General features: G+C 68.9%; 9 protein-coding genes. 4 read left to right on the top strand and 5 right to left on the bottom strand.

The window, feature by feature from the left end:
• Positions 1-461: 461 nt before the first annotated feature.
• Positions 462-2,903, bottom strand: coding sequence for a preprotein translocase subunit SecA (locus tag BLU02_RS12990; RefSeq protein WP_157547058.1), 2,442 nt, complete (start codon positions 2,901-2,903; stop codon positions 462-464).
• A 416-nt stretch (positions 2,904-3,319) separates the two neighbouring features.
• Positions 3,320-4,324 carry a hypothetical protein gene (locus BLU02_RS12985; protein ID WP_060921370.1) on the bottom strand — a complete coding sequence of 335 codons (1,005 nt, stop codon included), beginning with the start codon at positions 4,322-4,324 and terminating at the stop codon, positions 3,320-3,322.
• Between the two features lie 378 nt (positions 4,325-4,702).
• On the opposite strand from BLU02_RS12985, the gene BLU02_RS17445 reads away from it, so the two are divergent.
• The 4 genes from BLU02_RS17445 (at position 4,703) to hrpB (ending at position 10,199) form a co-directional block, all read left to right on the top strand.
• The gene (locus BLU02_RS17445; RefSeq protein ID WP_157547057.1) at positions 4,703-5,131 is read left to right on the top strand and encodes a hypothetical protein; all 429 of its coding nucleotides are present in this window, start codon (positions 4,703-4,705) and stop codon (positions 5,129-5,131) included.
• A 114-nt stretch (positions 5,132-5,245) separates the two neighbouring features.
• The gene (locus BLU02_RS12975) at positions 5,246-5,674 is read left to right on the top strand and encodes a MarR family winged helix-turn-helix transcriptional regulator (protein WP_025104537.1); all 429 of its coding nucleotides are present in this window, start codon (positions 5,246-5,248) and stop codon (positions 5,672-5,674) included.
• Between the two features lie 171 nt (positions 5,675-5,845).
• The gene (locus BLU02_RS12970) at positions 5,846-7,447 is read left to right on the top strand and encodes an SPFH domain-containing protein (RefSeq protein WP_083371007.1); all 1,602 of its coding nucleotides are present in this window, start codon (positions 5,846-5,848) and stop codon (positions 7,445-7,447) included.
• 196 nt (positions 7,448-7,643) lie between these two features.
• Positions 7,644-10,199: an ATP-dependent helicase HrpB gene (gene hrpB, locus BLU02_RS12965; protein ID WP_060921442.1), complete on the top strand. Its 2,556-nt coding sequence runs from the start codon at positions 7,644-7,646 to the stop codon at positions 10,197-10,199.
• A 19-nt stretch (positions 10,200-10,218) separates the two neighbouring features.
• On the opposite strand, the gene BLU02_RS12960 is transcribed toward hrpB, so the two are convergent.
• The 3 genes from BLU02_RS12960 to BLU02_RS12950 all read right to left on the bottom strand — a co-directional run bounded on the left by BLU02_RS12960 (position 10,219) and on the right by BLU02_RS12950 (position 12,479).
• Positions 10,219-10,953, bottom strand: a complete 735-nt coding sequence (locus BLU02_RS12960) for an ABC transporter permease (RefSeq protein WP_060921441.1) — start codon at positions 10,951-10,953, stop codon at positions 10,219-10,221.
• Complete coding sequence (locus BLU02_RS12955) at positions 10,950-11,735, bottom strand: ABC transporter ATP-binding protein (protein ID WP_197676695.1); 786 nt, start codon at positions 11,733-11,735, stop codon at positions 10,950-10,952. The genes BLU02_RS12960 and BLU02_RS12955 overlap by 4 nt, the downstream gene beginning before the upstream one ends.
• 147 nt (positions 11,736-11,882) lie before the next feature.
• Complete coding sequence (locus tag BLU02_RS12950; RefSeq protein WP_060921444.1) at positions 11,883-12,479, bottom strand: TetR/AcrR family transcriptional regulator; 597 nt, start codon at positions 12,477-12,479, stop codon at positions 11,883-11,885.
• Positions 12,480-12,528: the final 49 nt, after the last annotated feature.

Below are 12,528 nucleotides of genomic sequence, written 5' to 3'. Positions count from 1 at the left end.
ACAGATCTTGCTTCGTGATCGGCCTGGCAGGACTTCCGAGCTTGCTGAGAGCAACGACATCCCACCGCGACCGTGATCATGATCGGACGCGTCTGACACCTCAATCCCGACGCTAACGATGCCCCACTTACTCGCCGAGAAGATCATGGGTATGGCTCCTCACGCGTCCTTCCTCAAGACGCCGCCGCGGGGCGCCCCGGGCCGGGGGGGGTACCAATACCCGGGGCGCCTCGCCTGGACCCGCTTCAGCCCCCGCCGGTCCAGCAGCGAGGACGCAGGCTTGGCCCGCCCGCCCGGGATCGCCCGCGTTCCACCTCCAGGGTGCGCCCCACGACTGGGATCGGACAAGAGCGCAGCGCACGACTACTCCGGGTGAGTTTTATGGCGCCACGGAGCTCATCCACTAGGTGAGCCGGCCCGCGCCGTGCCATCCGCTCTCCCTGTCGCTGACAGCGGTCACCTCACTTCGGCGCGGGTCCTTTGCCCGGGCGTTTCTTCGCTTCCGGTGGAAGACGCGATTGCAGGGCGCTGGCGGGCTGGAGCGCTCGTAGCGTCGCCATCAAAGCGGGATCGAGCGAGCCCGTGTCTCCCTCGTAAAGCACATCAAACAGCTCGCGTGTCCCTTCGTCGAAGGCGAACGCGACAACCCGAGGGATCTTCAGCTGGTGTCCCTTGGCTTTCAGATAGCCGCGGATATTCGTGACCCACCGCTTCGTGTCGACCGTTGCAGGCTTAGTCGCCCACACCAGAATCCACCCCTCTTCGGGGTTCACCGTCCCGGTCATCGGGACAGTCAACGACCGTCCCCGCCCGTCGGGACGAGGGTTATCGAGAAGGTCTTTCGGGTGACGGGCGAGCCGTTCCTGGTCAGCGGCGTTTCCCGCGCGAAGGGTCGCGCCGATACTCAACCACCCGTAGCACTGTCGCCGCTCGAGCTCGTCGACCAGGTCGACGATCGCCGTGACGGCCATCGTCGGCTTCGGCGCCCGCGGCGTATGGTCCCGGCTGTAGTACCAGCGGTCCAACGCATCCGTTCTGCTCGTGATTATTCCAGGGCCCTGGTCGCGGTAACGACGAAAGTCGCCCGGAGATGGGGCGGGCAGGAACGGAAACGCCTCCCGCACAAGATCCGGATCCGGTTCGACCCACAGACCCGTCTCGTAGAAGTACAGGAACAGGTCCAACTCGTCCGGCGCCATGTACATCATCGTCGTGACCGGGTCGCGCCGCCGCCGCAGGTAGAGGAGGAACTCGGCCGGCCGATCGACGAGATCAGCGATCAACTCCAAGTCGTGCAAGGACACCGTCCAGGGCACGTTATCCAAGTCGATGAGTCCCGCCTGCAGCAGGTCCGCTGTCGCGGTGAACACCGTGGGAATGTCGTCGAGGCTGACAGCGATGGTGTGGATCTCTCGGATATGCCCGAGATCCACCCACCCCTCACCCTCCACCCGCATGCCACCGTCGCGGACGATCGCGGTGCGGACACGACCCGCCTGCTCAGCAGCCTTGGTGATGATCCCCCTCAGGTCTGCCCGTTGACGGGTGCTCTTCCCGCCGCGCGCGAGCGCGCTGAAAGCGACCGCCTTGTCCTCGATGATGAACGCGACATCGTCGACCAGGACCAGGTGGTCGCACTCCACCCGCTTCGTGTAGTCAGCGGGCACCCGATCGGCGGCCTCTTCCTCCGTGCCGGGAATGAAGAACTCAAACCCGTTCCGATACGTCCCGGTCGGAACGATCGTGCGCATCGCCCGCAAGACCCGCTCCTCCAACATGTCGCCGCGATGCTTCGCGTACACGCTCCACGCCTTCAAGGGTTTGAGGTGCTCCTCCAGCCGTTCCTTGATCGCAGTCGCACAGTGGGCGTTGTGCAGCAGCAGCACCCGTCCGGAGTCGTCTCGGAGCAGGGGCGCCGTGCGCCAGGGGTTGTCTCCCTGAACAAACCTCGTCGCGGCTTCCAACGGAGTCATCTCGCCGGGATCGAAGGAGAAGAAATCGAGGATACGTTCGATGCGCTCCTGCCCGAGCCCGCTCTCCACGGCCAGCTCGTCGGCCCCGACCGTGCAGTCCTCGACGGGCGGTTCGAACAGCGCCATCAGCGCATCCCCGACAGCACCGAACAGCTGATCCTCATCAACATCCGCGCCGGCATCGATCACGTTGTGGGTGGCAGCGACGCGCTGTCCCCGGTCGTTCAACTTGCGTTTCTGGATCGCATCGCACGCCGCAAGGACACTCAACGCGTCGGTTGCGGTGAAACCGACGCTGGACTCCAAGCCCGCACGGACGGTGTCGTTGCCGTCGAGGAGCTCGAGGACGGTCGCCTGTGCGGCCTCCGGGTACGACGAGTTGCGCATCGCGACTTCCGACCCCTGCACACTGAACGACAACCATGCCAGCGGGTCGTCCCGGTCGACGCTCGCGAGCGGGCGAAGCATGCCCAGATTCGTGACCAGATCGATCAGCTCCCGCACGTCTTGCACCGAACGGCTCATCTCCCCCGCACGGACCGTCTGCCCGCTCGAGCGTGCAGACGCCCGGCCCGTGACTGCCAGCAACAGAAGCAGCTCAAGTTGGAACGCCCCACCCTCAGGGTGAACCACGACCTCACCCTCAGGTGCCAGCGGGAAAAACGCCAGACGGGCCGTCTCCGCCAGACGCACCGGAGCGAAACGCGACCCCACCTCCGCGAGCTCCCCCACCCGCTCTGCGAACGCCTGCTCGACGTTCTCCGAGAAATCACCGTCGGCCGACATCTCCGCAAACAACGAGAACATCGCCTCGCTGGACTTCATCAGGAACTTCGCGTGCGGGTCCACGACTGCCGTCGCGGACGAACGCCCGGTGGAGTGCCGTCGACGCTTGTTCCGCGCCTTCATCCGCTTCGACTTCGATGCCATGGGCTCATGCAACCACACACCACCCCCAACCCGGCGCAGGCCGGTAGCAACACGTCCCCGCCGCGAACAATCATGCCCGGTCGGCACCAATGGGAGTGATCAGCCGGCGCCGCCCACACGCGCGACGCGGCATCAAAGTGCGGCGTCGATGGCGGGAAAGAAAGACGTACCCGCACAAGGCGGGGACGTCGGGCCTGGCTGTGTTGCTCCGCGTCTTCGCCGCCACGGACACCAGCCCACGGCGAGATCGAGAGTCGCCGCGTTCGCACCGCCCGCGGCCTTCTCTCCATCTACGACGGTCAACCGCGCCGCAGAATACGAAGACGTCGCCCGCCGCAGCGGCTTCACGACCGCGCGACAGATGCGCGACGCCCTCCGCCGGTGGGCATGATCACGCTGACCCCGGTCGCCCGGGGTCACCGCGACCTGTAGGGGTGACGCGATCGGGCAACGATGACGGTGTGTTCCCAATCATCCGGCCACCCGCTTCGCACCGGGATCCCGTCGAGGTAGTAGCCATTGGCGCGCAGCATCCACTGCGCCGAAACCTCAGCGATCTCGGGCGCGTCAGGACCGAGTTTGATCGCGCGGATTGGTAGCCTCGGCGCGCTATGCGCGCCGGGCACGACTGATCCCCACGTCGGCGCGGTTGCGAGCCTGACGTGCGGGCGGGGTCCCATGCTGCTCGGCGTGAAGGTCAGAGGCATCGGGGACACGCGCCCGATGCCCTCCATTGTCACGCGGCGCTCTCTCTCATCCGCGAACGACGGGTCCTTCGCCACCGCCCGAACACGAGAGCGCGCCATCTCGAGATGCGTGATCAGAAGATTGAAAGCAGACGCTGCGGCTTGCTCGTCTTCGCCCGACATCTCGAGGTTCCACGAGTTCCCCAACGTGATGAGCTCAGCCTCAGCGATCTGAGCGACTGTCTCGGGTGAATAGATCACCTCCGTCCACCCGCGCACGGGGTACCCGCCTGCCGCATGGGTTGGGTCGACGACGACACCGAGCGGAACCGCGGGGTCAAGGCCAATCGCGCATCCGATCGCACCACTGGTGCCGTATGTCCGCCACGCATACAGGGAATCAGGGTCGCCGGAGGAGCAGAGGATGAAACGGGCGTTGTCGACCAATGCCCCATCCAACGACCCTCCCAGGTGCATCCCGTTTTCCAGGTCTCCCAGAAGCTGGCGGGTGGAACCGACGAACCTCGAAAACGATGGGTCCGCCGAGAGCACGTCAAGAGCTTCTTTGAACGCGTCGTCCGCGGTCACGGTCTCGCGGATGTCGTTCTGGAACGACACTTCGGTGGCAAGCAGATAATTGTTTTCGAGGATGCGGTTGACGGTATCCAGACTCGTGTAATGCCAGACCAACGCACCTTCCGTGACAACCCGCGCCTGCGCCTCGTCCCTGTTCATCACTGCTCCCTCGCCCCGCTCTCTTCCGCCTGCCTCAACCCGGTCTCACACTCGAGCGTCGATCGAGCACGATGAGCTGTCACCACGGGCGGTGCCCCCGCACATCATCGACATCGGAAAGCTATCAGCCACAGGGATGCCCCCGGCTGCCACGCTCGAGTCAGGAGGGTTCGGCTTCCCGAGGCGCATGCTCGGGGCAAAGCGCCCACCCTCACAGGTCAACGAAGTACTGCGCTGCCGGCTCCCGCACCATTCATACGTGGAGATGCTCTCCCGCTCCGCTGCTGGAATCACCTCGTTGAACGCCTCGTGGTAGGCGGCCGGATCCTCGGCCGGCTGGGCATAGAAACGCGGCGCCCCGAACTTCGACTTCACCTGATGGAGCACATACCCCGGCGCCATCGACGCGCGCTGCTTATCGAGGCGCGCAAGAAGCGGAACCACCCCGACGGCACGTCCACCAGCGCGGGCCGCTCCGGCGCGAACCACCCCTCCAACCAGCGGACCCCCGGGACACCATTCACCCAACCATCCCTCATCGCCGCCACCTTCGACCACTTTCGTGCGCGCGTTCTGCCGGCGACGCGAATGCTAACGGAACGCTCGCCCCACACGAAGACTGCGCATCGCGCCACTGTCGAAACTAACCATGCCGCGCCAACGGCGCTCGATCGCCGCGTGATGTCGGCCCCGCACCGAAAATTCGCCAGGTTTCGTGAAAACGCACATCATCGCTGCGAATCCCGCCTATTCGTGATCAAACCGTTGCATTCGTTACCTCGCCGTTATACAGTGATCGCACGGTGAATGTTTGCTGTGGCATCCACCGCATGTGATTGCAGGACACTCTTGGTGCAAGGGACAAGGGCCGGTCGGGAGCCTCTCCGACCGGCCCTTTACTGCGCCCGGTACTCTGTGAGGATGACCGATCGGAAGCTCGCGCTGGAGGCCTGGGAAAGCCTGTTCCGCGCGCAGCACGAACTGTTCACCGAGATGGCAGCCGACTTCGACACCGGCGACATCACGCAGGCCGAGTACGACGTGCTGCTCACCGTCACGCGCTCGCCGGAGATGACCGCCCGCCTGCGCGACATCACCGCCAACATGCTCATCAGCCAGCCGAGCGTCTCCCGCCTCGTCGACCGCATGGTGACGCGGGGACTGGTCGCGAAGTGCGCCGACCCGGACGACGGCCGCGGCGCCCTGATCCGCGCGACGGACGAGGGCGCCCGGGCCTTCCGTGCGCTCGCGACCGTGCACGGCCGGTCGATCGCCGACCGGATGTCACGCCTCGACGACGAGGAGCTGCGCCTGCTGCGCGACCTCGCGGAGAAGCTCCGCACCCGCTGACCGCTCCCCTCCTCCACAGGCAGGGCGACGGGAGGAACGCCCACCGATACCGGCATGATGGCGCCCGACGCGGTGGCGGGCGTCTCTTTTCTGGCAGGGTGGGTTGCGCACGCCCACATCGACCGTGGGCATATCGGACCGCCCCCTCGGGGGGAACCAGGGAGGTCATCCATGGAGATCGCCGGAATCGTCGGCATCCTCATCGTCATCGGGATCGCGGTCGTCGCCGCGATCGTCGTCCTGCTGATCCTGCTGCTGTTCGCCCGCAGCTGGATCAAGGTGGCTCGCGCCGACGAAGCGCTCGTCATCTCCGGACGCAAGCAGAAGGTGCAGCGTGCCGTGATCGGCGCCGACGGCACGAGCAGCTCGGAGATGTCGGAATCGCCCGTCACGGTCATCGTGAACGGGAAGTCGCTCGTCAACCCGATCACCCAGCGCCACGAGATCATCTCCCTCCGCTCACGGCAGGTGTCGCTCAACGCCGAGGCCCAGTCGCTCGACAACGTGACGCTCAACGTCGACGGCGTCGCCATCGTCAAGATCGGCTCCGACCCGCTGCTGGTGCGCCGGGCCGCCGAGCGCTTCGCCTCCCAGGACAAGGCAATCGAGCAGTTCACCACCGAGCAGCTCGAGGGCGCCCTGCGCGGCATCGTCGCGACGCTCTCCGTCGTGGAGCTCATGCGGGAGCGCAAGAAGTTCTCCGACCAGATCGCCGCCGACGTCTCCCAGGAGCTCGCCGAACAGGGCCTCATCCTCGACTCCTTCCAGATCAAGGGCATCACCGACAAGGTCGGCTACATCCAGTCCCTCGGTGCCCCGGAGATCCAGGCGAAGCGCCAGGCCGCGGAGATCTCGCAGACCAACGCCGACCGCGCGATCAACCAGAAGAACATCGCCAACCAGGAGGCGAACCTCGTCGAGCAGACCGCCCTCGACACCAACACCGCCAACGCCAACGCGGGCATCGGCCGCGCACGCGCCGAAGCGGAGCAGGCCGAGCAGCTCGCCCGCGCCCAGGCCGAGCAGGCCGTGCTCCAGCAGCAGGCCGAGAACAAGCAGGCGCAGCTCGACGCCGACGTCAAGCGCGTCGCGGACGCGCAGCGGTACGAGGCGGAGACCCGCGCGCAGGCCGAGCTGTACACGCGTGAGCGGGCGGCCGAGGCGGCGGCGATCGAGCAGGTCAAGCAGGCCGAGGCGCGCACCCGCATCGCCGAGCAGCAGGCACAGGCCGACAAGGCGCGCGCCGACGGTGAGGCGGCGGCCGCGATCGCGAAGGCCACCGGTGACGCCGACGCGCTGCGCGCCCAGGCGGAGGCGGAGGCGGAGGCTCGTCGGCTGCGCGCCAATGCCGAGGCCGAGGCGATCCGCGCCGAGGGTGAAGCCCGTGCCGCCGCTGTCGAGGCCGAGGCCAAGGCCATCGCCTCCAACCAGGATGCCTTCCTCTCGCAGCGCGTGCTGGAGGTGCTGCCGTCGATCATGTCGGAGTTCGCGAAGGGCTACGCCGCCATCGGCAGCGTCTCGATCGTCGGCGGATCCGGCGAGGACGGCGCGTCCAACGTCGTCGGTGCCGACAGCGCGAAAGCCCTGCGTTCGGTCTTCGACAGCGTGCACTCCGCGACCGGCCTCGATCTCGCCGGCATCATCCAGGGACAGGCCGTCGGCCGCGGCTTCGGGGCGGGAGTCGCCGAAGCGTCCGCACCGGCCCCCGCGCCGCGCACGCCCGCACCGACCACCCCGCCGCCGCCCGCTCCCCCGGCTCCCGACGCGGAGTAGCAGCACATAACAGCGGATGCCGCGACCGACTCGGTCGCGGCATCCGCTGTCTGTCGTCGGGCACCGCCTCCGCCGGTTCACAACTCAGGAGATCGGCGGGCACGGACGCGGCGATGCCTCTCTGTGCTCCGAATCCCCCCGCATCTCCTGAGTTGTGAACGGCTCCGGGCGTCGATCGACCGGGCAGACTGGACGGGTGACCCGCGCTGCCTTCGACCTCACCGCCATCGGCGGCGGTCTGTCTTTCGCGGGCGCCCTCGACGAGCTCTCCGCCGCCCTCGACACGAGCGGATCCGTGGTCGTGACCGCGCCGCCGGGCACGGGCAAGACCACCCTCGTCCCGCCGCTGCTCGCCTCACGCCGCACCGGCCGCGTGATCGTCACCCAACCCCGCCGGGTCGCCGCGCGTGCCGCCGCCCGCCGACTCGCACACCTCGATGGCTCCCCGCTCGGATCCCGGGTGGGCTTCACCGTCCGCGGCGAGCGCACTGTCGGGCCGGACACGAGAGTCGAGTTCGTCACCGCCGGCGTGCTCCTGCGACGGATGCTGGGCGACCCCGGACTCGACGGCGTGAGTGCGGTCATCATCGACGAGGTGCACGAACGGGCCCTCGAGACCGATCTCCTCATCGGCCTGCTCTCCGAGGTTCGCGAGCTGCGAGATGACCTCGTCGTCATCGCCATGTCCGCCACCCTCGACGCCGACCGGATCGCTGCGGTCATCGGCACCGAGGAGGCTCCCGCGCCGATCATCGACCACGACGTCCCGGCGTTTCCTTTCACCGAGCGCTGGGCACCGGGTTCCGCGCCCCGCCTCGATGAACGCGGAGTCACCCGGGGCTTCCTCGACCACGTCGCGAGTGTCACCGCCACCGCCACCGCCGAGCTCGTCCGGGATGATCCCGAAGCGGATGTGCTCGTATTCGCCCCCGGCGCGCGCGAGGTGTCGGAGATCGCTCGACGCGTCCGGGACCGGAACAGCACCTTCGATGTGCGAGAGCTGCACGGCCGGATCCCGTCAGCGGAGCAGGACGCCGTGATCCGTGGTCGTGCGCCGGAGGCCCCGCCCCGCATCATCGTCGCCACCTCGGTCGCCGAGTCTTCTCTCACAGTGCCGGGTGTGCGGCTGGTCGTGGACAGCTGTCTGGCACGGCAGCCGCAGCGTGACGCCGCGCGCGGAATGACGGGCCTGGTCACCACCGCCGCCTCCCGTTCCTCCTGTGTGCAGCGTGCCGGACGCGCCACCCGGCAGGGCCCCGGCACCGTGATCCGCTGTGTGGACGAGCGCACCTATGCTGCCGCTCCCGCGCGGCCATCCCCGGAGATCGCCACGGCCGACCTCACCGACGCCGCCCTCCTGCTCGCCTGCTGGGGCGCCCCGGGCGGTGCCGACCTGCGCATGATCGAACCGCTGCGAGCCGACAGCCTGGCCGATGCTGTCACGGTGCTCCGCGGTCTCGGAGCGATCGACGACGACGGGCGCGCCACGGCAGAGGGCCGTGCCCTGGCACGAATCCCCACCGATCCGCGGTTGGCCAGAGCGCTGCGTGACGGCAGCCCCGCGGTGGGGAGCCGGCTCGCCGCCGAGGTCGTGGCGCTCCTGGGTGGCGATCAGCGCACCCCGGACGCCGACGTCGCCCGCGCTCTCGTCACGTTGCGCGGAGGGGGCACTGCCGAGGCCCGGCGCTGGCGAGAGGACGCGCGTCGTCTGGAACGCCTCGTCGACATGACGCCCGACACGCGCGCGGGTCTCGACGGCGTCGGGCTCGTGATCGCGCTGGCCTTCCCCGAGCGTGTCGCCCGCCGCGTCGAGCACTCGGGATCGGGAGCGACCTTCCTGCTGGCGTCCGGCAGCCGGGCCGGTGTCAGCGGCGCTCCGGCCGCGTCGGAATGGCTCGCCGTGGCCGACGTCGCCCGAACCTCGTCCCGGACGGCAGCCGGCTCCGGTGCGGTCATCCGCGCCGCAGCGGCCCTCACCGAGGAGCAGGTGGAGCGCGCGGCAGGCCCCCTGATGAGCGACCGCGTCGAGGCCGAGTACGTCGGAGGCCGTGTACAGGCCCGCCGCGAACGCCGGATCGGGGCGATCGTGCGCTCATCGGTGCCGGTGCGCCCGTCGGCCTCGGAAGGCCGGGATGCCGTAGGCCGAGCCCTCCGACGCGATGGCCTCGGCATGTTCACGTGGTCCGACGGCGCGGAGGCCCTGCGGCGCCGACTCGCACTGCTGCGACGTGAACTCGGAGACCCCTGGCCCGATGTGTCGGACGCGGGTCTGCTCGAATCGCTCGATGTGTGGCTGGCACCGGAGCTCGACGCTCTCGCCTCCGGCACGCCCGCGAGTCGGCTGGATCTGTCATCGGCGCTGCGTCGTCTGCTGCCCTGGCCCGAGGCCGTGCACCTCGATGCGCTCGTCCCGGAGCGGCTCGACGTGCCCAGCGGCTCCCGGGTACGCATCACCTACCCGGAGCCCGACGGCGACGCGACCGCACGGCCCGTCGTGGCGGTGAAGCTGCAGGAGTGCTTCGGGTGGGCGGAGACTCCCCGGCTGGTGGACGGCCGCGTCCCCGTCCTCTTCCATCTGCTGTCTCCGGCGGGGCGGCCGCTCGCGGTCACGGACGACCTCGCCTCGTTCTGGTCGGGCCCCTATGCGCAGGTGCGCGCCGAGATGCGCGGCCGCTACCCCCGGCACCCCTGGCCCGAGGACCCCTGGGCCGCCGTGCCGACGAAGCACACCAAGAACCGCGCCGCGCGCTGACCCGGGCCAGGACTCCGGCTCAGCGTGTACGCCGCCGCAGCGTGAGGGCGGCGAGCACCAGAGCGCCGACAGCGAAGGCCATGACGACGAGCAGCGGACCGAACACGTCCCAGCCCTCGTCCCCCGCCGTGACGGCGTTGATCGTGTCGATCGCGTAGCTGAGCGGCAGCCAGTCGGAGATGGCGTACAGCACGTCGGGCATCTGGTCGCGCGGCATGAACAACCCGCCGAGGATGATCTGCGGGAACACCAGCAACGGCATGAACTGCACGGCCTGGAATTCGGTCTGGGCGAACGCGCTCGCCAGGAGGCCGAGGGCTGTGCCGAGCAGTGCGTCGACCACCGCGACGAGACCCAGCTGCCACAGCGGCCCGTCCACGTCGAGCCCGCACACCCCGACCGCGAACGACACCGTGATCACCGCCTGCAGCACGGCCATCAGCCCGAACGCGAGCGCATACCCGAGGATGAAGTCGGCCTTCTCGAGCGGCGTGGTCATCAGCCGTTCGAGCGTGCCGGAACGGCGTTCGCGCAAGGTGGTGATCGACGTGATGAGGAACATCACGATGAACGGGAACAGCGCCAGGATGGCACCCCCGAATTGATCGAACACACCGTCCTGCTCGCTGAACAGCCAGGCGAAGAGACCGACGAGCAGGCTCGGGGCGATGAGCATCAGGGCGATCGACCGCGGGTCGTGTCGGAGCTGCGTGAGCACACGGCCGGCGGTCGCGAACAGCCGTCGGCCGTTCATGTCCCGTCCTCCTCCTGGCGCTCGTGCGCTTCTCGGCGTGCGCGCCTGGTGGTCGCGGTGCCGGCGGCCCTGTCGCGTTCGATCAGCGCCAGGAACGCGGCCTCGGCGTCGGTCGTTCCGGTGTCGGCGAGCAGTGCGGACGGCGTCGTGTCGGCGATGATCCTCCCCTCCCGCATCAGCAGCAGCCGGTCGCAGCGCACCGCCTCGTCCATCACGTGACTGGACACGATGAGCGTGACGCCCTGATCGGCCAGGCGGCGGAACAGGGTCCAGAGTTCCGCCCGCAACACGGGGTCGAGACCGACCGTCGGCTCGTCCAGCACGATCAGTTCCGGGGAGCCGATCAGTACCACCGCGAGCGACACCCGCGTCGCCTGGCCGCCGCTCAGCGCATCGACGAGCTGCCCCGCCTGCGCGCCGAGGCCCACCTCCTGGATGACCCGGTCGACATCGCCCTTCGGCGCTTTCAGGAGTGACGCGAAGTAGGCGAGATTCTGCCGCACGCTGAGATCGCCGTAGACCGAGGCGCCCTGCGTGCCGTATGCGACGCGGTGCCGGAGCGGGCGGGACCCGCCCGGCTCGCCGAGGACAGTCACATCACCGGAGGCGATCCGCTGCACACCGACGATCGACCGCATGAGCGTGGTCTTGCCGCACCCCGAGGGGCCGAGGAGACCCGTGATCTGGCCACGCGGCACGGCGAGATCGATGCCGTCGAACACGGACACGGCCCCACGCCGCACGCGCAGCTGCGTGATCTCGACGGCCGCATTATTCATCATGCGATGAATTATGCGCCTCGCCTCGTCGGGCGTCAACGGCTCTCGGGTGGGCACAGCTCCGGAGCTCCGGATCGACACGCCGTCGCCGGCCCGCGCCGTCCGGCGCGGCGGCCGAGATCTCCGAATGTGTGCCCGCCGCGGTGAGGGTCAGTCGAAGAGGTAGCGCTGGACGGTGGGGCCGACGCGGCCCACGAGCTCGTCGACGGAGGCGCCGGCGAGCGCGGGGAGCTGCAGGACGTAGCGGCCGATGAGCATGCCGGCGATCTGCGACGCCACGAGGGCGGCGCGGAGGTCGGCATCGGGCACATCGAGGCGGCGCGCCACACGGGAGAGCAGTTCGCGGGAGAGGAAGCCGGCGAGCAGGGGCGTCGTCAGTCTGCTCCCGATCGCCGTCCGCAGGAGCAGCACACCGCGGCGGCGCACGTCGGGCTTCTCGAACGCGTCGAGCACATAGCGGACGAGCCGCGTCCCCGCTTCGTCCTTCGGCCCCGCAAGGATCTCGGGGACGTCGAGGTCGGGGCGCAGCGGTATTCCGGCGGCCTCGGCGAAGAGGTCGGCCTTGGTGCCGAAGTAGTGGTGGACGAGCGCGGAGTCGACCCCGGCGCGGGCGGCGATCGACCGCACCGTGGCGCCGTCGTACCCCTGCGCGCCGAACTCGTCGACGGCCGCGGACACGATGCGCTCGCGGGAGTCGGTGCCGCCGCGCGGGCGCCCGCGTCGTCTCGGCGCCTTCTGCTCGGTCATGCCCGTCAGCCTACGGCTCCGCGGATCCCACTCGCCGAGCAGATGCCGG

The organism is Microbacterium paraoxydans (assembly GCF_900105335.1).
Taxonomy (GTDB): domain Bacteria; phylum Actinomycetota; class Actinomycetes; order Actinomycetales; family Microbacteriaceae; genus Microbacterium; species Microbacterium paraoxydans.
Note: the sequence above shows the minus strand (reverse complement) of the source record. Positions and strands in the feature narration are given on the sequence as shown.